We start from the raw sequence: 25,281 nt of genomic DNA on the forward strand, positions 1-25,281 counted from the left end.
GAAAAACTTTTATCAACTGCCGGCTACCAAAGATAACCAGCGCCTCGCTAGAAGCACGTTTGCTTCGTAACGAACAATAACTAGTATAGCGCCTACCCTCCTACTCGTCAACACTTTTTTTAACGAATTTTAGCAATTGGTCTAAAACGCTGATTTATCAGCATTTTGATTTCAAAATTCGTTGATAAAAGGCCTTTAACGTTCCAGTAACTGATCCACTTGGTCACACGTTTGCTGCCAATCATCATTAATAATAATTTCCGCATGTCCCTGCAATTTATCAGGTAGGTTTAAATCACGTTGGAATTCCGGCGCGGATAATCGAGCCATCACCCGGTCTTTGGCATCCCCACGAGCAATCAATCGGTTCTCAAGTTTGACAACATCTTTAATCGTGACATACCAGATCCAGGCCTGGTCTCCTAAAATCTCTTGATAGGTTTCGGCGCCCTTGGTATCTAAGACAATGCTAGCCAGACTATTTTTCCGCCAAGCTTTTTCTAAACCTTCTTTAGAAGAGCCATAGTTGGCCTGGCTATAATGTACCGATTCCAAATAGTGGTTTAATAAGAAAGAATCTTTCGTTTCGAAATAATAATCGACACCGTCAACCTCGCCAGCCCGCTTAGGACGAGTAGTATGCGTGATGACTTGTGGCACCTGCCATTTTTCCTTTAAGTAAGTTGCAATTGAGGTTTTCCCCGCTCCAGCTGGTCCCGTTAAAACAATTACCCGATTCATGGCTTTCTCATCCCCCAGTTCTTTGTTTTCTTACCTTATCATCAAAATAATCGACAATCCAGTTAAAAGTTGGTACAATTGATGGCAGTTATATTAAAATAAAGTGAGAAAAGTTATGCAATTACTAAAACGTGCCTTTGCTCGCGAGTCAGCTGCTGGTTACCTTGAGAAGGATCAGCAAATGGAACGCGTGCTTACAACAAAAGACCTGATTGGCCTGGGTGTTGGAACCGTCATTGGTTCTGGAATCTTTATTCTGCCCGGTCATGAAGCCGCAAACAATGCCGGTCCCGCTGTTTCTATCGCCTTTCTGGTGGCAGCTATCTTCTCTGGTATCTGCGGCATGGCCTTTGCCGAATTTTCATCAGCTATGCCAGTTGCCGGATCCGCTTATTCTTACGGATCTGTCATCTATGGTGAAGTGATTGGTTGGATCCTTGGTTGGTCCTTAATTTTGGAGTACTTCCTGGCCGTTTCAGCTATCGCGACTGGGTTCTCTGCCTACTTCAATAATTTGCTCGGTGAAATGGGCTGGGCTCTACCAAAGGCGCTCCAGGCTGGTCCCGGTGCCGGTGGCGTTGTCAACTTGATGGCCGTGGTTATTATCTTAATTTCCGCAGCGATTCTATTTGCTGGTGTCAGCCAATCAAAGAAGATTGAAAATGCCGGTGTTGTCTTGAAGGTTGCCATTATCGCCCTCTTCATTATCGGTGGTCTCTTCTTCGTGAAGGGTCATAACTACGCTGATTTCTACCCTAAGCAATTCCAAACGGGCGTCTTTGGCCTTGGTGGTCTAACCGCCGCAACAGCTTCAATCATCTTCTCCTTCTTAGGATTCGACACGATTGCCGCTCACGCAGCCGAAGTCAAGAATCCAACAAAGACAATGTCTCGGGGAATCTTGGGAACAGTCGCCATTTCCGCTGTCTTGTATACCTTATTCTCGATTGTTTTGACAGGAATCGTCAACTACAAGCGCCTAGGCGTTGACGACCCAGCCGCTTTCGCCTTGCAAGCTGTTAAACAAACACAGTTCTCCATCGTCATTACCATCGGAGCCTTGATTGGAATGTTCACCGCTGTATTGGCCTTGATTTTCGCCTCATCACGTTTGGCTTATTCTTTCGGTCGTGATGGTCTCTTGCCTCGTGGCCTAGGAAAGGTTGCCGGCCCACACCGTCTTCCAGTCAACGCCTTGATTATGGCAGTTGTTGTCGAAGCATTCTTGGCCGGACTTGTTCCATTGAGTACACTGGCTAACTTGATTAACATTGGTACCTTAACAGCCTTCATGTTCATCAGCTTCGGTGTCTTATTCTTGCGTAAGCGCCAAGACCTCAAGCACGACGGCTTCAAGATGCCATTCTACCCAGTCTTGCCAATCATCGCTGCTGGATTATCATTACTCTTGATCCTGCGCTTGCCTGCAGAAACATTGAAGATGTATGGTGTCTGGGTCGTGATTGGCCTGATTTGGTACTTTACTTACGGTATCCGCCATTCTTCACTTAATCAAATTGAAAAATAACCCAATTAAAAAAGCTGACTGCTTGGGAATCACCCCAGACAGTCAGCTTTTCTTTTGCTCTTATTTACTTTTAACGTCATCAAATGGTAAGAAATCAGGACAGTTACCGCTAAGGTTCATATCCCCGCCACGCCCTCTTTATAGAAGGACTGGGTCCTGATTTTTCTGGAGACGCTCGAAGGCCCCGGGCTCAGCCACTTGCAAGACTGGCTTCATCTCTTTAATCACACCTTCGTAATCAAAATCAACTTGGTAGAGCTTTTGACCTACCTTCAGCGCCTTGGCCACCTCTTCATTTTGCTCGCGGTAACGGTTAGCATATTGAAGCAGTGAAACGGCCAAATCAGCAGCAATAATCACATCATGAGCCTGTTCCTTTAAGGTATCAAAATCGGCAGCGACAATGTTCAATTGACGCTGTACATCATCAAGATCAACTTCACCTGCGTACACAGCCTCATCCAAGCGCGTAATCTCATCACTTACTGCAAAGAACTTTTGTAAGAAGTCCTCAGGCAACCCCGGCAAATCACGACGTTCAAGTGATCGTTTCACGCCACGAATTTGATCAATATAGGCAGCTGTATGCTCCTTAGCAGACGTCAAAGCAGGTTGGAATTCCTCAATTTGATGGTACAAGGCGACCTGGTCACTATCTAATTGGCTCAAAATTGAAAACCAATTTTCTTGGCGCGCAACTGCCCAGCTATAAGTTTGGCTCCCTTCTTTTAAGGCACGTTGAACTTCTTGCTGGCTCGAAACTAAGCCTTCAATATCATGGTGATAACTAGCTTGTCGGTCTTCTTCCTCATGACCAAGAATAAAACGCCCTTTCAAATAAGTTAGTTCGAGCAGCAAGGAATGGTTTTGTTCCTTGACCCGATCAAATTCCGTATTCACGCGTTCCTGTTGCTTAAAGTAACGATGGTAAGCTTGGTATTCTTTTTCCAAGAGGTCATACAAATCTTGAATCTTCTGGTTCAAAGTCGTTGAGATAGTATTTGCTTCCTTAACTTTCAAGCCAACGATTGCTTTCAATCCTTGGAGGCGAAGGTCATCGACTTCATTCAAACCTTCTTCAACAACGCCCTCCGCAAAAACAACGCCACGATTCGTCAAATCGTGCCAACTGGTGTTCAATTCATTAATTTGATCCAAGTATTTTTCATTAAAGGCCGTCACTAACATAGGCAAGTTTTGCATGTAGTCGAGCATCTGACCCGCAATCATCCCAACTTCTTCAAACTTTTCGGCTGCCTTGACCCGGTCACCAGACTCAATTAGTTCTTGATAGCGTTGGTATTCTTCTTCCTCGTCAAACAAAAAGGCTAATAAAGCAGGGGCACTAGGACCGTAGGGATTGTCTGTGGCTGTCAATCGATCCGTGATATCGTCAAAATCGCCATGTAATTGGTCGATTGCCTGGTGTTGCATCTTATTTTCTTGTTGGATGTTTTCTAATCCCGCAACAACCTGCTTTTGCATGGAGGCCGCCTCAGTCATTTGATCAAACAACGATTGCAACGACTTCCTTGTCTTCCAAACGTTTAACCCGGCCGTCAACTGCATAGCCTGATTGATTTCCGCATCAATTGCCGCAAAACGATGGTTGCGCAAGTCACGGTACATCTTTTCCGTCTCTTGGAAATTTTGCAATGCCTGGCCGGCTAATGCGACCTTCCGTGCCGCTGCTAAATCAGTCGTGATGTCTTCATCCATCAGCGCTTTTTTTGCCATGCTAAAATCGCCCACCTGTGTGGCGGCTTGGCGTTGTGTCAAAACCGCCCAACCAAGACCGATTAAGATAGCGATAATCACGATAATTGCAATAATAATCCACATATGTACTAAACCCTCAGCTTTATTTACTAATTAAGTCCACCATACACTATTGGCTGCTGAAATTAGCCCCATTTACTTCCTTTTATCCCTTTCTTAAGATTTTTTACTCTTTTTCAGTCTAGAATTTACAAGAAGATTGCAAAAGAGTCGACGATGGCTGAGCTTTACCAACAATCTTTTCCTTGCTAATCCTCTCCTGATTTGCTATACTGGTTGAAGTTGTATTGAGTAGCAGTCGGTAAAGAAGCGCGTCAACAACGTCCAAACTCGTTAGTAAGGACTTGGCTACAGTCACTGAGAAACGATTTTTCTTGACGCTGCACGCATCTGGTGCCGACCCTCAAATGTACAGCAAAATACATTTTGGAGGACATATACATGTCACGTTATACTGGACCAAAATGGCGTATCTCACGTCGTTTGGGTGTTTCACTTTCTGGAACTGGTAAGGAATTGTCACGTCGTGCCTACGCACCTGGTGACCATGGCCAAGGCCGTCGTGGAAAGGTTTCTGAATATGGAATGCAATTGCGCGAAAAGCAAAAGTTGCGTTTCACTTATGGTTTGACTGAACGTCAATTCCACTCATTGTTCAACAAGGCCGGCAAGGTTCGTCAAGGTACTCACGGTACCAACTTCATGATCTTCTTGGAACGCCGTTTGGACTCATTGGTTTACCGTCTTGGTTTGGCAACTACTCGCCAACAAGCACGTCAATTGGTAAACCACGGCCACATCTTGGTTGATGGTAAGCGCGTTGATATTCCATCATACGAAGTTGTTCCTGGTCAGGTTATCTCTGTTCGCGAAAAGTCAAAGAACATTGTGCCTATCCAAATCGCTGTTGAATCAGTAGTTTCACGTCCACAATTCGTTTCATTTGATGCTGACAAGCTTGAAGGTACTTTCGTTCGTTTGCCAGAACGTGAAGAATTGGATGCTGACATCAACGAAGCCTTGATCGTCGAATACTACAACCGTTTGGGATAATTTAATTAACTCTTTCTGGTTGAAAAGTCACTGCTTATGCAGTGGCTTTTTTCTTTGCTCAAATAATTCGGTTGTAAATTAGTTGCAAAGGTCGACTTTAGACGGTTACTCTTCATTCCAAAAAAATATGTTAAACTAGAACGATTATATCAATGATTGGAGAGAAATCATGTATTGGCTCATTAACCTACCCATTTTATTTGTCATTAGTTGGGTGGCTACCACTCGATTGAATCAGCTAAAAAAAATAACCGATAAACCTAAACGCAAGAAATTATCACTGTCTTTCGGTGCCCTTTATCAGCTTGGGCTTAATCATCACATTCGTTAGTATCATAGCGCATCAATCCACATGGTCAACAAATGGTGCTTTTATGGTTGGCTTTGGCATCGCCGTCCCACTTATCATCAGAAAACAACAATAATTATTACTTTGTTTTAGCCATTCTTTTATGAATCCTTTTGTTCTACCAAGAAGCCAATCCTATCAAAGATTTTGGCTTCTTCTATTTATCAAGGGTGTTGCACTTCCATTGTAAACTCACCTTGAAAAAATCAGACCAGAGATAACCCACACAATCGCTGAAGCGAGCAACGTTGCCAATCGCGACCTTCCCCACTCGTTCCTTCATCTTTCACGAATCCAACAACACAAAAGAACCATCCCCCAGTTATTTGAGGAATGGTTCTTTCTGTTCATACTGCCCCACTAATTTTGCCAAGACGGTTGTCAAAACCCGTTGACCATTTTCCAAATCTGCTGGTGTCGTCTTCTCCTTTGGCACATGACTAACTCCGCCAACGCTGGGAACAAAGATCATGGCAGTCGGCACTTGTTCCCCCATCACCTGTGCATCATGACCTGCACCAGATGGTAGGAATTGGTACGTCAGACCAACCGATTGGCATGCTCCTGCAATCTTCTCCTGAAGACCCGCATCCATTTGGGTGGGCATAACCGCCGTAGTTCGTTCAAGTTTTGCCCGATACTGGTCCACTAGTTTGGCCACCACATGAACCGCGCCTGACAAAACACACTGGTCTTGGTGGCGCAAATCCAAAGAAAAAGTGACTAGGCCCGGAATCACATTCGCCACATTAGGCTCCAACTGAACTTTCCCAATGGTATAGCGCAAATCAGGAATCTGCGCTAACTCACGGTAGAGGTCCGCCAACAAAGAAACTGCCCGTTGTAAGGCGTCATCACGACAATCCATCGGCGTTGTGCCGGCATGGTTCGCCTGACCCGCTAACTGGATCAAAAAACGTTCCTGACCAACAATCGTCGTCACAATGCCAATATCGGTCCCCGCATTCTCTAAAATTGGTCCCTGTTCAATATGCAGTTCTAGGTATTGGGCAACTTTTAGATGTAACGCTGTTTGCACAAAGGGACTCAGGGCACCCACCGCTGCCTGACGAACTTGACCGAAGTTCTGCCCTCTAGCATCAACCAGATCATCAAAGTCTTTCAGATTCCGACCGAGCAAATATTGCGAACCCGTAAAGGTTGCGTCAAAGCGCGAGCCCTCCTCTTCTGAAAAAATAACAGCAACGAGTGGCCGCCGTACACGTTGTCCTGATTTGACAATTTGACTAACCGACAAGACGCCAGATAAAGCGCCATAAAGTCCATCATATAAGCCACCATCAACAACCGTATCCAGGTGTGAACCAACCAGAATTACAGGTTCTTTGGGCCAAGTCAAATCAGCAGTCGCATACAAGTTGCCGATTTCATCAACCCACGGTACCAGTCCCAACTCCTTGATAATGTCGACACACCGTTTCTGTGCCTGACACCAGGCCTGATCATAAACCGTTCGCGTATAACCCTGATTTTTCGTGCGACCAATTGCTTGAAAACTCTCCAAGAGGTCGTTAATTTTTTTATCCTGCATTCCTCTGACTCAATCCAAAACCAAGTAATCCCAACAATAGCAATGCCGCTGCCAAATCAAAACCAACCGCCAAAGACCCAGTCGCATCCGTTAACCAGCCCGTCAGATATGGCGCCGTAATCGAGGCCAACATCCCCAAAAAGTTATAAAGGCCAAATGTTGTTGCAACTCGACCTTTTGGTGCATGACGACGAATAACTTGCAGCAACAGTGGGTCAATTGTCATTTTCCCGGTCAACCCATACAAAATCAGTGCCAAAACAATCTGCGTTGAATTTTGACTTAGACTGCCCAGCACCAATGCCAAGGCCGACAGCGGTACAAAAAGGTATAGAAACCGCCTTGCATGTGCTGTTTGATCTAATTTTTTCGCCAAAATTAAGGCACTTGGAATGGCAATCAAGGGCACAATCGAAGCAATCAAACCGACAAAACGTTGGTCAATGCTTTTCATCCCCAACAAAAAGGTTGGCAACCAGGTTAACATCGCAATCTGTCCATAAATTGAACAGAACAAAAGCCAATAAGCACCAATTAACTGTCGCTTGAAAAACGGTCGCCAATTTTTTGGTGCTAATGTCCGGCCAAATGATTGCTTTTGCCCATCATAAATCACATTCTGCAGCTTGGCTCCGTGCTGTTGGCCACCGTGTGCATTCCACGACTTTTCCCCTTGCCGAGTCAGTCGTCCTTCATTGGGCAAGCCATACAGGTACAAGAAACCAACCATCATCGTTGGTAAGGCAATCACTAAAAAGGGGGTCGACCAGTGGTCCCGATTTTGAATCACCAGTGTACTAGCCAGTAAGGTACCAAAAATCTGTCCAACACCCTGCCCACTATTAATAATGGCCATCCCCAAAGTTGCATGGCGGTCACTAAGGTTTTCATTAATTAATCCATAGGCTGGACCGTAAAAACTGCCCTGTCCTAGACCAACCAAAGCCCGTACCAGTAGAAAAAGAATAAAGGTCGGCACAATCCCCGAGAGAAAAGTCATTGTCGCAAAGAAGACAAAGCCCAAAGCGACGATAGTCTTCTTCGAATGACCATCGGCCAGACGTGAAAATGGTAACTGACTAACCGTATAGGTTAAAAAAAAACAGATGAAATCAGTCCCAACTCAGCATGGTTTAAACCAAAAGACCGTTGAATTTCCGGCATCACTGGATTTAAGATTGTCCGATCGGCATAGATAAAAACCCAACCAAGAAAATTAATCAGGACGATTCTCTGTGCTAACGATAAATGAAGCCTTGCCCGTTTTGGCTGAATCATGACCAGTCCTTTCCTTTCTAACCAAGACTCACGCCTGCCAGCGGTGAAGATGGCGCAGCCTTTTTCGTCAACACTCGTCCTGGTTTGGCCAAGTAGGCCTTGCGACCAGCTTCAATGGCTAAGTGAAAGGCTTCGGCCATCAAAGGAATGTCTCCCGCTGTTGCCATTGCCGTATTGGCCATGATGGCATCGACGCCCATTTCCATGGCTTCGGCTGCTTGGCTTGGACGGCCGATTCCGGCATCCACAATAATTGGCAGGTCAATCTCGTCGACCAAAATTTGAATCAAATCTTTGTTGGAAAGGCCCTTATTAGTGCCAATTGGTGCGCCCAATGGCATGACGGCAGCTGCACCTGCATCGACTAATTGCTTTGCAATATTGAAATCAGCCAAGACATAGGGCATAACGATAAAGCCTTCCTTGGCCAAAACCTCAGTTGTCTTTAACGTTTCATAGTTATCGGGCATCAAATACTGCTTATCAGGAATCACTTCTAATTTAATAAAGTCACTCCCACTCAGTTCACGAGCAATTCGCGCCATCCGGATTGCCTCCTCAGCGTTGGTGCACCCCGAAGTGTTTGGCAAAATGGTTGTCCCCTGTGGAATAAAATTTAAAATATTTTCCTCAGCTACACTCGTTCGGCGAAGAGCCATCGTGATAATTTCCGCTTTGGCATGGTTAACCGCTGAGTCAATCAGCTCATATGAGTACTTACCAGATCCCAAAATAAAGCGTGATTCAAACTGGTGGCCACCGATGACTAATGGATCATTTGTCGACATTTTTTACTCCTCTACTGTCTCTTTTTCTAGAATTAAACGTAGGATTTGGTTCGCCTGGTGTCCAGCACAAATCAGAACACGAGCAGCCATCAACCCTTCCGATCCCTTGGTTTGGCCATCACCACAAAGGTAAACATGGTCACTTTGCCGGACGGTTTGAATTTGATTGGCATCGTGAACACCGGCTAAGCCATTGCCCATCACGATTGGCGTCTCTGGCAAAACCTCTTGCGCCCGCCGTAATAGCATTGCTTTCGCATTTTGATCATCAAAGGCTTCACAGATAATATCAGCACCGGTGAAGAGATCCAACACATTATCCTCCGTCACTCGTTCCTGCCAAGTCGTCACCTCCACAAAGGGGTTAAACTCTAAGATGTTTTGCTTCAGGGCCAAGACCTTTGGTAAGCCAACCTGGCTTAATTTAAACTGCTGACGGTTCAAGTTACTATGCTCAATTTCATCAAAATCAATCAGGGTCAAATGACCAACTCCGGCCCTGGCCAACGCAATGGCGATATTTGATCCTAACCCTCCTGATCCAGCAATGGTCACATGGGCGGCTGCCAACTTATCCTGACTGTCAGCCACATTGCGATCCTTCATTTTTAGGTAGACGGATTCCACCGCCTGGCCATCAATTGCAATCGTTGTCATTTTTTTCTAACCTCCACCTACAAAGGCAATAATTTCCACCTTGTCGTTTTCAACCAACACCGTTTCAGCCAAAGCCACTTTCGATAAAATTTGACCATTGAGTTCGACAACCACGTTTTCGTGATGACTGTTTTGTTCTTCCAGTAGACTCAAAACCGTTACACCTGCGACGTTGTCCATCTGTTCGCCATTAATTGTCACCATCTCTTTTCTCCCTTCTGGGTCTGACCGCCGAAAAAATCAGTTTTCCCTTGCAGCTGCTACCCCTTTTTGTTAAAAATTGAACAAAAAAAGCTGTTTCCACGTCAAAAACGCAAAAACAGCTTTCAAAAAAACTATCATCACTATCTTCCTACGCAGACGTTAATCTAATCAGGTTCAATGGGTATAATCTCAGCCAACCGGCACCCCAGATAATTCGTATTCAATTTTCGAAATCAATATAACATGGATTTTTTAGCCTGTCTACTCAATAAGCAGGACAAAATTTCACCGGATTTACTAGACCAATTCTAATAAAATTTTTATCGTTACTGATTTTTCATTAGCAGCAATCAACAGACTAGGTCAATCAACCGACGAAGGTTGAATAACACCCAAAAATAGCGGACAAGCCTTTAATATCCTTATCTTTTTCCGTATAATTGTCTGTAGTAAAGTAATTGGAGGATAACCCAATGGATGATGTTAACAGCCGTTTAGAACAGGGACAGCAAGGTAATGGCGGTCCCAAGATTAACCCTGATGAGCAGCGCCTTTACCTAGGCACTTTTCGTGAACGAGTAGTCGCGGCCGTTAAAGAATCAAAGGCCGATGATAGCCAAGTTCAAGACGAACTCAAGGCGCGGATGGCCAACTGGCCGGACACGACCTTACTGATTGACCAGGATGCCTGTGGTGATGCCTACATCAACTACTTGCAAATGGCCGTCAGCACCAATCACCCCTATACCCTTTTATCTGATTTTGAAAGAACAACACAAACAGACGACCCCTATGCGGTCGTTCTTGCGGCAAAATCAGCCGTAAACCAGGAATCAATTGACCTGTAACCTGACGAAGCCGGTTTCAACCGGCTTCTTTTTTATCAAGACAAAGCCATACTAATCAAGGAGCCTTCATGCCCGGACAAAAACCACTGGCCTACCGGATGCGGCCAACAAAAATTGAAGAAATCGTTGGCCAAGAAAACCTAGTCGGCGAAAATAAAATCATTTGGCGGATGGTGGAATCCAAGCGCCTGTCCTCAATGATTCTTTACGGTCCACCCGGAACCGGTAAAACCTCGATTGCCTCGGCCATTGCCGGCTCGACGAACTTTGCCTTTCGAGCCTTGAACGCTGCCACCGATTCGCAAAAGGACCTACAGGTCGTTGCCGAAGAAGCAAAAATGTCAGGGACAGTCGTCCTTCTTTTGGATGAAATTCATCGTCTCAACAAGGTCAAGCAGGATTTTCTCCTCCCACACCTCGAGTCGGGCGCCATTATCTTGATTGGGGCAACAACGGAAAACCCGTACTTAAACGTCACGCCGGCCATCCGTTCCCGGACTCAGATTTTTCAGGTCCAACCCTTGAGTGACCAAGACATCAAAAAGGCCATCAAGCGGGCACTAACGGATAAGGAAAACGGTCTTGGCAACTATCAAGTGAACCTAGCCGACGAAGCCCTCACCCAACTTAGCCAGGCAACCAACGGCGATCTTCGCTCCGCCTTGAATTCCTTGGAATTAGCAGTCCTTTCGACCAAGCCGGATGCAAACGGGGTTATCCAGGTGACCTTGGAGGTCATCGAAGAAACGACTCAGAGGCAGTCACTTGTCGCCGACAAGGATGGCGATGCCCACTACGACATCATCTCAGCTCTACAAAAATCAATTCGGGGATCGGATGTCGACGCGGCCCTGCACTACGCCGCCCGCCTGATTATTGCCGGCGACCTGCAAATCCTGGTCCGGCGCCTAATTGTGATTGCCTACGAGGATATCGGCCTCGCCAATCCAAATGGTGCTCAACGCGCCGTAACAGCCATTCAAACTGCTGAAAAATTAGGACTGCCCGAGGCACGGATTCCACTGGCCAATGCTATTATTGAACTAGCATTATCACCCAAGTCCAATTCAGCTTACACCGCAATGGATGCTGCCATCGCTCAAGCCGGCCGCTCAAAGGCCCAGGCCATTCCAGACCATCTGCGCGATAGTCACTACAAGGGCGCCGAGAAACTCGGCCACGGTAACGACTATATCTACCCTCACGACTTCCCCAATGACTGGGTTGCTCAGCAATATCTCCCAGATGCCATCAAGGATGATGCCTACTTCCAGCCAAAGGGAAACTCGAATTTCGAGCAGCAGTTAAAGGACGTCAATCAAAGTCTTAAAAACCAGCAGCGTCGTGGCTTAAAATAAACAATACCAATCTGATTTTCAACGACAATTTTTGATGATAATTACTCACAAAAATCAGAATGTCAAGACTAGTATTTTTAGACAAAATCAGTATACTATTAGTGAATACTCTGGTATACGCATTGCTACATTAACAGCTTTTTCCTTACAACCTTTTTATTTTGGACGGGGATCCTCAGGTCATGACATGCCCTTTCGTTCGGTAGTCAAAGCCCCCGGTGAAACGCCCACCTCGATAATTTCGAGGAAAATCTGAGTAGCGGTTAACGGTGCCAAAAGAGTATCGTGGGCATGACCCACGGCTCGCCTTCGGGCGGGCTTTTTTTGTGGATTCATACTGTTGTCTAAGCGACTCAGCCAATTTCTAGTATCAACCGATTTTCCATTCGGAGGCTCCACTTTTTATTTCGTCTTAAAAGACTTATAATGAACCTAGAAAGAAAGAGAGGTCTTTACGATGACACAGTCTTACCAGAAGATTTTGGTTCCAGTGGATGGCTCAAAGGAGGCTGAGGCGGCCTTGAAACGCGCAATTGCCCTGGCAAAAGAAGACGGCAACGTTGAATTAGTGATTGCTAATGTCATTGATACTCGCGCCATTCAAAACATTACATCCTTCGATAACACCATGATTGACACCATCACAGAAGATGCCCGTCAATCATTGGAAAACTACAAGAAGGAAGCCACTGATGCAGGCCTCTCAAACGTTTCATATCGAATTGACTACGGTTCACCAAAGACCATGATTGCAACCGATATTCCAAAAGAAATCAAAGCTGATTTGATTGTGATTGGAGCCACTGGACTCAACACTGTTGAGCGCTTAGTTGTTGGTTCTGTTACCGCCTTCGTCACTCGCATGGCGACAATTGACGTCTTGGTTGTCCGCTGCGCAAAGCTCGCTCAGAAGTAAAAATCAGTAAAAAACGCCCCTTGCATAAAAAGCAAGGGACGTTTTTTGTTTAAAATTATTAATTATTGGCCGTTGAAAGTTCCAACCTTCTCTTCACCCAATGATTCGAACGAATAAGAAATCTGTTGTTCCTTTTCGTAAGCTTCAAAGCCATATTGCACCATCATATCGGCCAACTTGGCGTTGTTAATATCGGAATAATCCCAAAGACGCTTAAACAAGGACATATTCGTAAATCCTGGCAGCGTATTTGGTTCTCCCAAGTAAGGAACATTATTCTCGTCAATTAAGAAGTCCATCCGAGCTTCCCCAGCCAAGTTCAAGACCTGGTAAGCCTTCTTTGCCATGGCTTTAATTTCAGCCGTAACATCTTCTGGCAATTTAGCGGGAATCTCAAAGGCAACGGCTGAGTTATCCACAAACTTGGACTTGTAGTCGTACCAGCCCTTACCATCGCCACCCTGGTCCGGAACTTGGTGGGCACCAATTTCAGAAACTAAGATATCATCGTTACCGATAACACCCACTTCTAATTCACGAGGGCCATTAACGGCTGCTTCGACCAAGACCTTCCGGTCATATTTGAAGGAATCAGCTAAGGCAGCTTGATACTCTGCTTCATTTTCTGCCCGTGAAATCCCAACCGATGATCCCTGATTGGCAGCCTTGACGAAGACCGGTGAACCCAATTCCTTCTCAACGGTTGCCCAAGTTAGTGGCTGGTCATCATTTTGATAAGTAACCAGGTACTTGGTATTACGGATACCGTTTGCCGTCAAAATTTCCTTGGTAATCACCTTATCAAAGGAAATTGCGTGACCACGCAAGGCAGCACCAACGTATGGCTTCTTCAAGAGACGGAAAAGTCCCTGAAGCGTACCATCTTCGCCCAAGTTACCGTGCACAACCGGGAAAAAGATATCGATTGGTGGTAAATCCTTCAAGGCAGCAATTGGTGCCAACGTCTCTTTGGGGTCAATGCTTTGCATGTATTCAGCAACCAAAGGAGCCTCGTCGGCCTGGTTCATAATTTCAAATGACCGCTTGGCATCCAAGAAGAAACCATTTTGGGCGATCGCTACGACCGAAAGGTCATACTTGCCGGTTTCCTTGAGGGCCTGATAGTAATTGTAAGCAGACCGCTTGGAAACATCGTGTTCAGACGAGTTCCCACCAAACAACAACACAACATGTTTTTTGCTCATAACAAAATTCCTTTATTTGCCCACCAAAAAGGCGGACGTCATGGGTAAATATTTTTTTCATTCGCCAATTTAGCGAGACGAAGACAATTAAGAAAGGTAATTCTTAGTCTCTTGGACATATGCCCAGACCTTTTCAGGAACCTGGTCTTGACCAAAAGCTAAAATTTGCTGGAAGAAATCAACTCGATTATATAATTTCTGCCAGCGTGACCGAGTTTGTGCAAAAGGCTCGTTCACCAGGTCTTGCCGCCACAGCTTTAATGACAGCAGTAAATAATCGGCATAGAGACTATGCTTGCGACTTAAGCGCAAGATGGTGACTACTTGGCGGTTCAGCTCCCCCATCGTCAGCGGAGTATTTAATTGACGGAAATTCGTCATGATACAAGCCAGCAAGAAGAGCTTGTCTGATCGTGGGACATCTGTCCGATCAAAAATGGCGCCCAGCACATTTGCTAAATGAGTGTAAGCATGAATCCAGCCATGGCCAGGCACGAAACCACGAGTATCCCGCTCTAGCAGCGTATACAGGCTAACCTGTTCAACGATTGCCATCATTAACTCTGGACCAATAAAGGGCTCAGCGACTTGCTGGTCAGCCATCAATAAAATCGAAAGAATGGCCAGTGCAAATGATCGCCCATAAGCACCATCATTTTCTTCCTGCAAAATTTGGGCTAGTAAGTGCTCATCGCTAATCATTTCGGCCGTCAACCAATCTAATTGCTGATGACTCAGATGACCATTTTGGATGGCATTACCAAGAAAGAAGAACGCACCAGTATCACGAATTTTCGCACTCGGTGATGACAACTGATCCACGAAAGTCCTTAAGTCATCATCGGCCACAAACTGATTTGATTCCTCATGGTTCGCCGACCAAACATCTTGGTAGACCTGCATTTGTTCAATCGCGGCCATGGAATCTCTCGGACGAGGAGTTGGTTCAGCCGGCTCCATATCCGCATTTTCCTTTAAGACATAAAGTAACTCAGGCAGTGATTCATAAACATCCCCACTGCGCAGTTGTGACAATAAGACCCGTGTTTTTTCATGAATTGCTGCAAGTTCTTCCATAGCACCCTTTTACAAATTAAATTCGTTCGAATCGTTGAAAGTTCGGCTTTGCTGCTGATAAGACATCGACATTATCAGCCCGACCCCAATCATATTCGAAACTAGCGATGACCCTCCCTGTGAAATGAAAGGCAGTGGAATTCCTGTCAATGGCAAGAGGCCAATGTTCATCCCCACGTTTTCAAAGACGTGGAACAAAACCATCATCACGACCCCAGTCGCAATATAGGCATAAAAGGCATTCTTGGCCTTAAACGTTGCCTTAATCATGCGATAAATCAGGAAAAAGTACAAGGCAATTAAGAAGGCACCACCAACGAAACCAAAGGATTCCCCCATCACTGAGAAGATCATATCTGACTCTCGCACCGGCACAAAGACCTTCATATTACCAAATCCAGATCCAAAGAGCTGGCCAGACCCGATTGCCTTCAGGTTTTGATACGTCTGATAACCAGTGTTCGATGTATCTTGGCCTGGGTGCAACCAGGCATCAATTCGAGCAAATTGGTAAGACTGGAAACCTAAGGCACCAAGAATGCTTCGACCAATGGTTGAGGCGACCAAGAAAATCATACCGCCACCTAAGACACCAACGCCGGCAAAGATTGGGCCAAGAATCCGCCAAGTAACTCCGGAAACGACCACAATACCAGCCGTGATTGCCATAAAGACCAGAAGCGTTCCTAAATCGTTTTGCAAAGCGATTAAGAAGGCCAATGGTAAGAAGCATCCCGCAACCTTAGCAAGCAATAGCCAATCAGAATCAACCCGGTGCGTTGGGTACAAACGGTTGTGAGTAGCAACAATCTTCGCTAACATCACAATGTAAAACGGTTTTACAAATTCTGCCGGTTGAATCGAAACCGGCCCGATAACAATCCATGACTTAGCACCCGCATTTGCATACAAAGCCCGATTGTAAAAAATCAGTACGGCAATCAATAGAACAAAAGACAAGGCATAGAGGAAAGGTGCTAGCCGCCAGAGCTGAAAGGCATCAAAGTGCATGATAAAAGCAATCATCACCCCACCGGCAATCCAGTAGACAACCTGCATAATGACAGCTCTAATGGGTGAGGCATCTTTGCCCCCGTTTAAAATAGCAAAGTACAGGGAATACAGACCGATGACCATCAACAAGATTAAAATCAAAATCATGCCCCAGTCCAACTCTGAAGCAGATGGCCGGTCTGTTTTATGTGATGCGATACGCTGCATGGTGAATCTTCCTTTTGCACAAAATTTTTAGGTGGTTCTATGTACAAAAACCCTTTGCCGTGGCAAAGGATTCTTTTAAAAAATTAATGGTAGAGATTGAATGATGCGAGAATTGCCTGCAAGGCTTCATCGGTCGATTGAGCGCTGGCAATGACAACTTGCTTGCCTAAAACACCAGTATAGCTACCCTGATTTTGTTCGATTTTGCCGATTGGTTGATCATCAACCAAAACCTGGATTTCGTCGTCCTTTGTTACCAAAGATACGCCAAAGCTCTGATTTTTCTTGCTCATGACTACTCCTTATTTCTTCGACATCATGTGTTCCAACAATGCCCCAGTTCCCTTGGCAACATTGTCCAATGGTGATTCTGAAACAAAGACAGGAACAGTCAAACGGTCGGCAATAAACTTGTCCATACCATCAAGCAAAGCGCCTCCACCAGTCAACATCACACCACGATCGATGATGTCAGCTGCCAATTCAGGTGGCAACTTTGACAAAGCCAAGTGAGCAGCGTCAGCAATTTGAACCAACGTGTCATGCAAGGCTTCTTCAATTTCGTTTGAGTTCACGGTGATGGTTTGTGGCATGCCTTCAAAGTTGTCACGACCACGAACAGTCATTGTCTTTGGTTCATCAGACTTCAAAGCAGAACCAATTTCAATCTTAATGGTTTCAGCTGAGCGTTCACCAACGATCAAACCATGTTCACGCTTCAAGTAATTCACGATATCGGTGTTCATACGATCGCCGGCAACCCGAATTGATTCAGAAACAACGATGTCGCCCAATGACAAAATGGCGATATCCGAAGTTCCACCACCCATATCGATAACCATTGAACCAACTGGCTTAAAGATATCCAAACCAGCACCAATAGCGGCAACCTTTGGCTCGTAATCCAAGTAAACCTTAGCACCACCAGCCTTTTCAGCGGCTTGAATGATCGCCTTACGTTCAATTTCACTAATGTTTGTTGGGGCACAGATCATGATGTTTGGCTTTGACATAAAGCCTTTGACGTTCAACTTGTTAACAAAGTAAGTCAACATCGCTTCTGTAATATCGAAGTCAGAGATGACTCCATCCTTCAAAGGACGAACGGCCCGGATGTTTCCAGGTGTCCGGCCAACCATCCGATAGGCTTCAGCCCCAACGGCCAAAACACGGTCAGTCTTGTCGTCAACGGCGACAACGGAAGGTTCATTAAGGACCACACCTTCGCCTTCAACGTAAATCAAAACGTTGGCGGTTCCCAAATCAATTCCAATATCTCTTGCCATGGTTATTATTTCTCCAAAATTCATGTTCGGTAGGGTCTAAAAGAAAAGACAGTCCCCTACAATCCTTTAAATTATATCATACTTGGCCAGTTTCGGCCGGTATCTCTTAGAAATCTTTTAGGAGAGTTCCGGGCAGCTGTAAGGCTGAACTTAACAGAGATACCAACGCTGATGCAAGTAAAAATCCAAGGCTCGTCGCAACGACTACTTTAAGTACAGCCGCCTGCAGAGGATTCTTTGGTAATAACTTGCCAAAATCAATTGGACGAATCAGATAAAAGACAAAATAAATGGCAGCAATCGTTGTTGTCAAAGTCAAAAGTGGTGGCATGAAAATTCTCCTTCTATTCGTTCTATTTTATAACAGATAGGACAAACCGGCAATTATAGCACAGGGCTAACAATCATCAATCCGCCACTTTTTCCAGCATTAAGGTGGATAACAAAGAGACGTTTTTTATTCACCGAGCTAGAGAGGCCGATGTTACAAAACGAGCTCCCGCCTGATAAAGGCAATCCGCCGCATGGTACAGTGTCCGTCCGGTGGTATAAACGTCATCAACAACCAAGACTCTTTTCCCTGCCACCAATTCAGTTTTCTTTGCAGCAATGACAAATGGTTGTGGCGTGTTAAGTCGGTCTGCTCGATCTAAGCTGGATTGGTCGACTTTATTATGATTAACCACCTCTAAAACAGCTTTAGCAGAACGCAAAAGCCATGGGTCAACTTGATTAAACCCCCTTTGTAAAAATCGTTCCTCACTTACCGGAATGGGGATAACTAGGTCAATCTGCTGTTTTTTTACCAAGCGACGAAGCAGTTGGCGCATTTCCTTTTGAAACACGGTGGCGAGCCGATAATCACCCATAAATTTGTAACGGGACATGTACTCTTTCAATGGCTCGTCATAAGCATAGAGGGCCTGATGGCCAAGCAAGTGATAGCCCTGATTCTGCCAAAGCTGACAATCTGAACAAATCAGCAATGGGTTCTCATTCGGAATTGAATCTGCCAATTGACGACCACACCCACTACAAAGCGAACCGTTTAAATACGCAAAACTTTTTAGACATGCCGGGCACAACAACTGCTTGGCTTGACTGCGATTAAAGATCAACTGGCCCATAGTGGTTGTCGGTTGAAAGTCTTCTTGGCAAAGGATACAGTTCAATTTTCATCCTCCTGTCTATCCGTTGAAACGCTAGCCATCCCTTTTGCTCGATTGTTCAAATCAGCAATTTGCTGACGAGCCATCCGTAGTTTAAGGGTCGGCTCCTGTACGAGTGCTAAAACCAGACCATCGGGGTAATCCTTAGACCGCCCCACCCGACCTGCAATTTGCACAAGCGCTGCTGTCGAAAAGACTGAATCGTCGGCACCCAAAATTACCACCTCTAAGGCAGGTAACGTGACCCCGCGTTCTAGAATTGTCGTCGTAACTAAATAACGGTAAGTACCAGACCGCAAACCGCGCACTTTTTCAGCCCGATCAGGATCAGCAGCATGGACAGTTGCCCCCTTAATCGTTTGAAATTTTTGCAAGTAGTCAAACACTCGCACTAAATCTTTCACCCGTGGCACGAAAACTAAAAAAGGATTTTGCTGATTGACCCAGGATTGAACAGCAGTTAATAATCTCTTTGGTGGATGCTTGCGCCAATTACCAACGCGTTGAACTTGGATTTGTGGCAAAAATCCTTGATGGAAGCGTTGCGGCAGATAGGACTGGGCTAATTTTTTCTGCTTGACTAATCGTCTCAAATCAGCCGTTGGCGTCGCGGTTAAATAAACAACGCTCGCTTGATTCTTTTGCGCTCGTAAAACGGCGTAAGATAAGGCTGTATCACCACGAAAAGGAAAAGCATCAACCTCATCAATAATTAATAAATCAAAGGCACGGTAAAACCGGAGCGCCTGGTGGGTTGTCGCCAAAACCAATTGGCTGTAGCGGTATCGGCTACCATGTTGACCATAAAGAACTTGAATTGGACAATCAAAAGCCGCTTCTAATCGAGGTGCTAGTTCGAGGACCACATCGACCCTTGGCGTTAAGATGGCAACTCGACCTCGTCCTTGTAATGCATGATCAATTAGCGGAAACAACATTTCCGTTTTACCGGCACCGGTAACCGCCCAAACTAGTCGATTTTCGCGTCTGTCATAACTGGCCATCAACTCTTGGCTGACTTGTTCTTGCTGATTGGTTAACTGTCCGCTCCATCTTAAATGACTTTCAGCTTGGAAAAGATTTGGCTCAGGAATCGTGAGTAGACAGTCATTAGTCGAAACCCGTCCCATGTTCAGACACTTTAGCAATAAAAGCCATTATCGGCTAATCTTGCCCTTTCCTTTTGCCCACAACGCTGACAGACCCCATGACAAAAGGCCGGTAAGGTTTGGCATGGTAGCGGTGGGTCAATCGCCTTTGGCCAAGTTACCAGGCGGCCATAGAGCTTCTCAGCATTCATTTTTCTACCTTCTTTCTGATTTGGTCATGTTATAATACGGGCTATGGAGCCTTTTTACTTACTCGCTGAGGATGATTATTCCTGGCAACAAACAATTAAAAAATCAGACTTTATCGTTTCTTTCTTTCGTATCGAGTCCGAAGAGCAGGCGCAGACCTACATCGAGCAGATTTCCAAGGAGCACCACAAGGCAAATCACAATGTCTTTGCCTATGTCATTGGTGATAACGATGAAATTAAGCGTTACTCGGACAACGGTGAGCCTTCTGGAACAGCTGGCGTTCCGATGCTCGAAGTCTTGCAGAAACGCCAGGTGCACAATATTCTGGCCATTGTTACCCGCTACTTCGGGGGCATTAAGCTTGGCGCGGGTGGTTTAATCCGGGCCTATGCCGGAACTGTTGCCCAAGGATTAGACGAAGCCGGCTTGGTCGAGCGCCTTTGGCGAGAAAAAATTCAAATTGATATTGATTATCAAAATAATGATCAATTGACCTATTGGTTGAAGCAAGAAGAGTACCCGGTCTTTGCAACTGATTTTGACACCGCCGTCCACCACCAAGTAGCGGTTGCCCCAGATCAGGTAAAAGCCTTTGAGGAAGAACTAACCAACCGCTTTGCCGGCCAGGTTTCTTTTAAAAAAATTGGTGAAACATACTTGGAAATTCCCGCAAAGTAGGTTATAATTATCTAGTTAGCGCGGTTAGTGTAATGGATAGCACGTAAGATTCCGGTTCTTGCAATCCGGGTTCGACTCCCGGATCGCGCATCTATATTTATTGATAAATCATCATTTAAAAAGTTCTTGTAGCGAAAATGTAGCGAATGAACTCAAAAAACGCCTCAAATCTTAATTGATTCGGGGCGTTTTTCGTTGTTTATCTACCAATCACGATGGACCGACCAGCAGATTGAATACAAAAAAGAGACATTACTGTCTCCCTAAAACACTAAATCTTACATTTATTTTTAAATCAGCCAATGCCATATCTTTTTTCAAGCGCTTTTGTCAAAATTTCAGAAACATTATCACCATTCTTTTTTGCTAAATCACTTAAATAGCTAGGCACAGTAACGTTCTTTCGAATCGTTTTTGATGATGCTCTTAAATAATCAATCAACGACACCGTTACCATCTGAACAAATCCATCTTCTGCATCAACTTCGCTAAACTTTGTTGGTTCAGGGACGACCAACGTCGTTGACAACGCCAATTCAATCGCCTCTTTAATTTTGACAAGAATTTCCTCAACCGTCGCACCTGTTGTAAAAGCACTCGGAACGTCTGGAACACTTGCCCAAAACATATCATCCTCTTGATGAATAACAACCGGATAGCTCATAACAAATTCAATTTCCTTATCCATACGGTTTATCCTCTTTTGTATCCAGTTCTTTATTTAGTTAATATACCTAAAGGACTTAATCAAGCAGTCTATTGAAGACCTGCCTGTTTTAAAATGGCTCTTTCTAGTCCCTTTGGAAGTTCTTTAGAATGTTTTGGCACCTCAGTATAATGTTGACCGTCACTAAGCATGACGTGTGAGCCTTTATGGCCGATAACCTTAAAGCCATGCTTTTCCAACTTCTTAATCATCATTTTAGGTTTAATAGTCAACGACTGAGTTCCTTCTTTGGCCTGACTACAACCGTATTGTACACACAATATACACATTAATCAAGCGTTTTTATGTATGCCCAATAGGGCCTGAATTTAACGAAAATCACATTCCAAATCATGCGCATTTTCAACACCAACAGCCTGCAAGAAGGACTCAACAGTCACCGGCCCCACAAACTTAAAGCCAATCTTTTTCAGTTGCTTACTGAAGGCCTCAGAAAGTGTATTTTTGCTGGCTATTTTTTCGTTCTGATCAACACCAATATCCAGTATTTGGCCATTTGTCTGCTGCCAAATCAGATCAGAAAACGTTTCATCCCGATGATGGAGTGCTTGAATTTGTTGAGCATTATTAATCGTTGCCTCAATTTTCATTCGATTACGGATAATTCCAGCGTCAGAGAGCAATCGCTCAACATCCTGTTGGTCAAAATGAGCCACCTGATTAATATCAAAGTCCGCAAAGGCGACCTTAAAATTGGCCCGCTTATTTAAGACCGTCCGCCAACTCAAACCTGACTGAAAAAGCTCTAGCGTTAACAATTCAAATAAAAGCTGATCATCATCTCGAACAGGGTGACCGAATTCATGATCATGGTAGGCGACCATTGGCGTTTCCTCTTCATAATTTTCAACCCAACGACAGCGTGTTACCATTCATACCCTCCTTTGATAAAACAACTTCCATCTTGATAATCTTTTCCATATTATACGAAAGAAAACACAAAAAAACGCCCCGAAAGGCGTTTTTCGTTAAAATTTATTACTTAGCTTGGATAGCTTCGCGTGCGTCAGCTGACAAGTTGTAGAATGCATGAACACCCTTGTACTTAGCAGTATTAGCAAGCAATTCTTCGATACGGATCAATTGGTTGTACTTTGCAATACGGTCAGTACGTGACATTGAACCTGTCTTGATTTGACCGGCGTTAGTAGCAACAACCAAGTCAGCAATCGTAGTATCTTCAGTTTCACCTGAACGGTGTGAAACAATCGCTGTGTAACCAGCTTCCTTAGCCATTTCGATGGCATCCATTGTTTCTGACAAAGTACCGATTTGGTTAACCTTGATCAAGATTGAGTTGGCAGCACCCATACGGATTCCCTTAGCCAAGTATTCAGTGTTTGTAACGAAGAAGTCGTCACCAACCAATTGAACCTTCTTGCCAAGTTCCTTCGTGATTTCAGCCCAGTCATCCCAGTTGTTTTCATCGATAGGATCTTCGATTGAAATGATTGGGTAACGGTCAGCCAAGTCTTCCAAGTACTTGATGAAATCAGGAGTTGAGAATTCTTCCTTTGTTGACCAGCGCAAAACATACTTTGACTTGTCAGCATCCCACAATTCTGATGAGGCAACATCGACAGCAATAGCGATGTCCTTACCAGGCTTGTAGCCAGCAGCTTCGATAGCCTTGATCAAGTATTGCAATGGTTCTTCGTTGTTAGCGAAGTCAGGAGCGAATCCACCTTCGTCACCAACTGAAGTAGCCTTGCCATCAGCGGCCAACAACTTCTTCAATTCGTGGAAAGTTTCTGAACCATAACGGATGGCTTCCTTGATTGAAGGAGCACCAACAGGCATGATCATGAATTCTTGGAAGTCAACCTTGTTATCTGAGTGAGCACCACCGTTGATAACGTTCATCATTGGTGTAGGCAAAACGTAAGAGTTCATGCCACCAATGTATGAGAACAAAGGAACACCCAATTCATCAGCAGCAGCACGGGCTGCAGCGATTGAAACGGCCAAGATAGCGTTGGCACCCAACTTACCCTTGTTAGGAGTACCATCCAAGTCAATCATGGCTTGGTCGATGGCACGTTGGTCAGTTACGTCAAACTTGCCAACCAAAGCCTTAGCGATTACATCGTTAACGTTAGCAACGGCCTTAGTAGTACCCTTGCCACCGAAACGGTTCTTGTCACCGTCACGCAATTCGACAGCTTCGTGTTCACCAGTTGATGCACCAGATGGCACGATTCCGCGGCCAAATCCACCAACTTCAGTGATAACTTCAGCTTCGACTGTTGGGTTTCCACGTGAATCAAGAACTTCACGTGCGATGATATCTGAAATCAAAGACATATTTTATGCTCTCCTTTTGTCTGTGGTTAATATTTATAAAACCAAGTAAATTATAACACCCTTATCAGGTAAAATGAACAGGAAAAATGGGTTCTTTCTAGCTTAGCCAACGGTTCGGCCGATTTGTCCGAGAACTGATTTTACTTTTTAGCCTGATCAACTAGGGTCAAAAACTGTCTGGGATCCAAAGCAGCCTTGCCAACTAGGATACCATCAATGTCTTGCTGGCATAAAAACGCAGGCGCATTTTTCGGTGTCACTGACCCACCATACAAAATTCGAATGGTTTCAGCCAAATCCCGGCTGTATAAATTAGCTAGGCTTTGGCGAATTAAAGCAGCGGCTTCTTGAGCCTGGTCCGCCGAGGCCGCGGACCCAGAACCAATGGCCCAAGTTGGTTCGTAAGCAATCGTTACTTGGGCCATTTCTTCGGCCGTCACCCCATCAAGGGCTGCTTGCAACTGATTTAAAATAACCTTTTCGGGCACCAGATGTCCATAAGCCGACAAGTCTTCATCCAAGTCGACAATCGGCTTTAAGCCATTACGCAGTGCCGCTAACGTTTTTAAGTTAACCGTCTCATCTGTCTCATTAAAAAACTTTCGCCGTTCAAAATGCCCGATTAAGACGTATTCAGCTCCGAGCGCCGCCAGGGCCTTTGGTGACGTTTCACCAGTAAAAGCGCCATCATCTTCCCAGTGAGAATTTTCGCCAACAATTACCAACGGGGTGCCCTTTGCAGCCTGCAACATCTGGCTTAAATACAGGTCTTGCGCCGCGATGCCAACTTCAACTTCGGTCTCACCTGCCAAAGCGGGTAAAACGGTATCCAGATAGGGGCCTACCTGGTCCGGCATCATGTTGATTTTCCAATTGGCTACGACAAATGGCCGCCGGTTCTGCGCACTCATTTACTTTCTCCTCGATTAAGCATCAGGAAAAGGAAAACGGCTTCAATCAACAACAGCCAAGGCAAGTTGGTGTTGCGTTCTCCAACAAGCACCAAAAGTGCATAGGAAACAATTAAGATGGCCATCCCAATGGTCATCTTAATCAAACCTTGACGAAAAGTTGAGCGGCTCAAGGCTTCTTTCAAATGCTCGTTTTCGCTCCGTGCCTCACTGATGTCGAGCTTTAAGGACTCAACTTGGTCCAAGAGCTGATCGTTTTCAGCCTGCAGGAAATCAACCTGCGTTTGGATTTCTTTGTCTTGCTGGTCTTTTTTGTTCGACCAATTAAATAACTTCATAGGTATTCTCCAA

The 25,281-nt window shown here is 45.0% G+C and carries 29 protein-coding genes, 1 tRNA gene and 1 riboswitch; of the genes, 7 read left to right on the top strand and 23 right to left on the bottom strand.

Going from position 1 to position 25,281, the window contains the following annotated elements:
• Positions 1 to 195: 195 nt before the first annotated feature.
• The gene (locus AABI08_RS07610; RefSeq protein ID WP_338343520.1) at positions 196 to 741 is read right to left on the bottom strand and encodes a guanylate kinase; all 546 of its coding nucleotides are present in this window, start codon (positions 739 to 741) and stop codon (positions 196 to 198) included.
• A gap of 115 nt (positions 742 to 856) precedes the next feature.
• Between AABI08_RS07610 and AABI08_RS07615 the strand changes: the two genes are divergently transcribed.
• Positions 857 to 2,269: an APC family permease gene (locus AABI08_RS07615; RefSeq protein ID WP_338343521.1), complete on the top strand. Its 1,413-nt coding sequence runs from the start codon at positions 857 to 859 to the stop codon at positions 2,267 to 2,269.
• Positions 2,270 to 2,407: 138 nt separating this feature from the next.
• Here the strand turns inward: AABI08_RS07615 and AABI08_RS07620 are convergent, their stop codons facing one another.
• Entirely contained in the window at positions 2,408 to 4,111 is a 1,704-nt protein-coding gene (locus tag AABI08_RS07620) for a septation ring formation regulator EzrA (protein ID WP_338343522.1), read from the bottom strand.
• A 378-nt stretch (positions 4,112 to 4,489) separates the two neighbouring features.
• Here AABI08_RS07620 and rpsD point away from each other — a divergent pair, with 378 nt between their 5' ends.
• A complete protein-coding gene (rpsD, locus tag AABI08_RS07625) occupies positions 4,490 to 5,101 on the top strand; it encodes a 30S ribosomal protein S4 (protein ID WP_047974713.1) in 612 nt (203 codons plus the stop codon).
• Positions 5,102 to 5,772: 671 nt separating this feature from the next.
• On the opposite strand, the gene AABI08_RS07630 is transcribed toward rpsD, so the two are convergent.
• Genes AABI08_RS07630 through thiS form a run of 6 tightly spaced genes read right to left on the bottom strand, consistent with a single transcriptional unit; the run spans position 5,773 to position 9,929 of the window.
• Positions 5,773 to 7,002 (bottom strand): Zn-dependent hydrolase, encoded by a 1,230-nt coding sequence (locus tag AABI08_RS07630; RefSeq protein ID WP_338343524.1) that lies wholly within the window; start codon positions 7,000 to 7,002, stop codon positions 5,773 to 5,775.
• Entirely contained in the window at positions 6,992 to 8,110 is a 1,119-nt protein-coding gene (locus AABI08_RS07635; RefSeq protein WP_338343722.1) for an MFS transporter, read from the bottom strand. Before AABI08_RS07635 ends, AABI08_RS07630 begins: the two co-directional genes overlap by 11 nt.
• Positions 8,095 to 8,280 (bottom strand): hypothetical protein, encoded by a 186-nt coding sequence (locus tag AABI08_RS07640; RefSeq protein ID WP_338343525.1) that lies wholly within the window; start codon positions 8,278 to 8,280, stop codon positions 8,095 to 8,097. The genes AABI08_RS07635 and AABI08_RS07640 overlap by 16 nt, the downstream gene beginning before the upstream one ends.
• A 17-nt stretch (positions 8,281 to 8,297) precedes the next feature.
• Entirely contained in the window at positions 8,298 to 9,068 is a 771-nt protein-coding gene (locus tag AABI08_RS07645) for a thiazole synthase (RefSeq protein WP_338344652.1), read from the bottom strand.
• Between the two features lie 3 nt (positions 9,069 to 9,071).
• A complete protein-coding gene (gene thiF / locus AABI08_RS07650) occupies positions 9,072 to 9,725 on the bottom strand; it encodes a sulfur carrier protein ThiS adenylyltransferase ThiF (protein ID WP_338343526.1) in 654 nt (217 codons plus the stop codon).
• 6 nt (positions 9,726 to 9,731) lie between these two features.
• A complete protein-coding gene (gene thiS / locus AABI08_RS07655; RefSeq protein WP_338343527.1) occupies positions 9,732 to 9,929 on the bottom strand; it encodes a sulfur carrier protein ThiS in 198 nt (65 codons plus the stop codon).
• A 128-nt stretch (positions 9,930 to 10,057) separates the two neighbouring features.
• Positions 10,058 to 10,147, bottom strand: a riboswitch (TPP riboswitch).
• A 255-nt stretch (positions 10,148 to 10,402) separates the two neighbouring features.
• On the opposite strand from thiS, the gene AABI08_RS07660 reads away from it, so the two are divergent.
• Both AABI08_RS07660 and AABI08_RS07665 read left to right on the top strand, forming a co-directional pair.
• Positions 10,403 to 10,777 (top strand): YueI family protein, encoded by a 375-nt coding sequence (locus AABI08_RS07660; protein ID WP_203618600.1) that lies wholly within the window; start codon positions 10,403 to 10,405, stop codon positions 10,775 to 10,777.
• Positions 10,778 to 10,845: 68 nt separating this feature from the next.
• On the top strand, positions 10,846 to 12,135 hold the full coding sequence (locus AABI08_RS07665; RefSeq protein WP_338343528.1) for a replication-associated recombination protein A: 1,290 nt from the start codon (positions 10,846 to 10,848) through the stop codon (positions 12,133 to 12,135).
• 180 nt (positions 12,136 to 12,315) lie between these two features.
• Here AABI08_RS07665 and AABI08_RS07670 read toward each other — a convergent pair whose 3' ends face one another.
• Positions 12,316 to 12,471: a hypothetical protein gene (locus tag AABI08_RS07670; protein ID WP_338343529.1), complete on the bottom strand. Its 156-nt coding sequence runs from the start codon at positions 12,469 to 12,471 to the stop codon at positions 12,316 to 12,318.
• A gap of 121 nt (positions 12,472 to 12,592) precedes the next feature.
• On the opposite strand from AABI08_RS07670, the gene AABI08_RS07675 reads away from it, so the two are divergent.
• Positions 12,593 to 13,051 (top strand): universal stress protein, encoded by a 459-nt coding sequence (locus AABI08_RS07675; protein ID WP_338343530.1) that lies wholly within the window; start codon positions 12,593 to 12,595, stop codon positions 13,049 to 13,051.
• A gap of 62 nt (positions 13,052 to 13,113) precedes the next feature.
• On the opposite strand, the gene AABI08_RS07680 is transcribed toward AABI08_RS07675, so the two are convergent.
• The 8 genes from AABI08_RS07680 to AABI08_RS07715 form a co-directional block, all read right to left on the bottom strand.
• Entirely contained in the window at positions 13,114 to 14,256 is a 1,143-nt protein-coding gene (locus tag AABI08_RS07680; protein WP_338343531.1) for a D-alanine--D-alanine ligase family protein, read from the bottom strand.
• 87 nt (positions 14,257 to 14,343) lie between these two features.
• Positions 14,344 to 15,333 (bottom strand): DUF2785 domain-containing protein, encoded by a 990-nt coding sequence (locus AABI08_RS07685; RefSeq protein WP_338344654.1) that lies wholly within the window; start codon positions 15,331 to 15,333, stop codon positions 14,344 to 14,346.
• Positions 15,334 to 15,342: 9 nt separating this feature from the next.
• Positions 15,343 to 16,554 carry an FtsW/RodA/SpoVE family cell cycle protein gene (locus tag AABI08_RS07690; RefSeq protein ID WP_338343533.1) on the bottom strand — a complete coding sequence of 404 codons (1,212 nt, stop codon included), beginning with the start codon at positions 16,552 to 16,554 and terminating at the stop codon, positions 15,343 to 15,345.
• 83 nt (positions 16,555 to 16,637) lie between these two features.
• The gene (locus AABI08_RS07695) at positions 16,638 to 16,847 is read right to left on the bottom strand and encodes a DUF2969 family protein (protein WP_252773525.1); all 210 of its coding nucleotides are present in this window, start codon (positions 16,845 to 16,847) and stop codon (positions 16,638 to 16,640) included.
• A 9-nt stretch (positions 16,848 to 16,856) separates the two neighbouring features.
• A complete protein-coding gene (mreB, locus tag AABI08_RS07700; protein WP_338343534.1) occupies positions 16,857 to 17,840 on the bottom strand; it encodes a rod shape-determining protein in 984 nt (327 codons plus the stop codon).
• A 106-nt stretch (positions 17,841 to 17,946) separates the two neighbouring features.
• Positions 17,947 to 18,171 carry a DUF1146 family protein gene (locus tag AABI08_RS07705; protein WP_338343535.1) on the bottom strand — a complete coding sequence of 75 codons (225 nt, stop codon included), beginning with the start codon at positions 18,169 to 18,171 and terminating at the stop codon, positions 17,947 to 17,949.
• Between the two features lie 130 nt (positions 18,172 to 18,301).
• Positions 18,302 to 19,012, bottom strand: a complete 711-nt coding sequence (locus tag AABI08_RS07710; RefSeq protein ID WP_338344656.1) for a ComF family protein — start codon at positions 19,010 to 19,012, stop codon at positions 18,302 to 18,304.
• A complete protein-coding gene (locus AABI08_RS07715; protein ID WP_338343537.1) occupies positions 19,009 to 20,139 on the bottom strand; it encodes a helicase-related protein in 1,131 nt (376 codons plus the stop codon). Before AABI08_RS07715 ends, AABI08_RS07710 begins: the two co-directional genes overlap by 4 nt.
• A 213-nt stretch (positions 20,140 to 20,352) precedes the next feature.
• On the opposite strand from AABI08_RS07715, the gene AABI08_RS07720 reads away from it, so the two are divergent.
• Positions 20,353 to 20,988 (top strand): YigZ family protein, encoded by a 636-nt coding sequence (locus AABI08_RS07720; protein WP_338343538.1) that lies wholly within the window; start codon positions 20,353 to 20,355, stop codon positions 20,986 to 20,988.
• Positions 20,989 to 21,006: 18 nt separating this feature from the next.
• Positions 21,007 to 21,078, top strand: a tRNA-Arg gene (locus AABI08_RS07725).
• A gap of 205 nt (positions 21,079 to 21,283) precedes the next feature.
• Here AABI08_RS07725 and AABI08_RS07730 read toward each other — a convergent pair.
• The 6 genes from AABI08_RS07730 to AABI08_RS07755 form a co-directional block, all read right to left on the bottom strand.
• The gene (locus AABI08_RS07730; RefSeq protein WP_338343539.1) at positions 21,284 to 21,676 is read right to left on the bottom strand and encodes a type II toxin-antitoxin system HicB family antitoxin; all 393 of its coding nucleotides are present in this window, start codon (positions 21,674 to 21,676) and stop codon (positions 21,284 to 21,286) included.
• 68 nt (positions 21,677 to 21,744) lie between these two features.
• The gene (locus AABI08_RS07735; protein WP_059393723.1) at positions 21,745 to 21,927 is read right to left on the bottom strand and encodes a type II toxin-antitoxin system HicA family toxin; all 183 of its coding nucleotides are present in this window, start codon (positions 21,925 to 21,927) and stop codon (positions 21,745 to 21,747) included.
• A 96-nt stretch (positions 21,928 to 22,023) separates the two neighbouring features.
• On the bottom strand, positions 22,024 to 22,587 hold the full coding sequence (locus tag AABI08_RS07740; RefSeq protein ID WP_338343540.1) for a DNA-3-methyladenine glycosylase I: 564 nt from the start codon (positions 22,585 to 22,587) through the stop codon (positions 22,024 to 22,026).
• 106 nt (positions 22,588 to 22,693) lie between these two features.
• The gene (gene eno, locus AABI08_RS07745; RefSeq protein WP_047974695.1) at positions 22,694 to 24,019 is read right to left on the bottom strand and encodes a phosphopyruvate hydratase; all 1,326 of its coding nucleotides are present in this window, start codon (positions 24,017 to 24,019) and stop codon (positions 22,694 to 22,696) included.
• Between the two features lie 140 nt (positions 24,020 to 24,159).
• The gene (gene tpiA / locus AABI08_RS07750; protein ID WP_338343541.1) at positions 24,160 to 24,930 is read right to left on the bottom strand and encodes a triose-phosphate isomerase; all 771 of its coding nucleotides are present in this window, start codon (positions 24,928 to 24,930) and stop codon (positions 24,160 to 24,162) included.
• Positions 24,927 to 25,268 (bottom strand): hypothetical protein, encoded by a 342-nt coding sequence (locus AABI08_RS07755; protein ID WP_338343542.1) that lies wholly within the window; start codon positions 25,266 to 25,268, stop codon positions 24,927 to 24,929. The genes tpiA and AABI08_RS07755 overlap by 4 nt, the downstream gene beginning before the upstream one ends.
• Positions 25,269 to 25,281 lie beyond the last annotated feature (13 nt).

It is taken from the genome of Fructobacillus evanidus (assembly GCF_963580165.1).
GTDB lineage: Bacteria > Bacillota > Bacilli > Lactobacillales > Lactobacillaceae > Fructobacillus > Fructobacillus evanidus.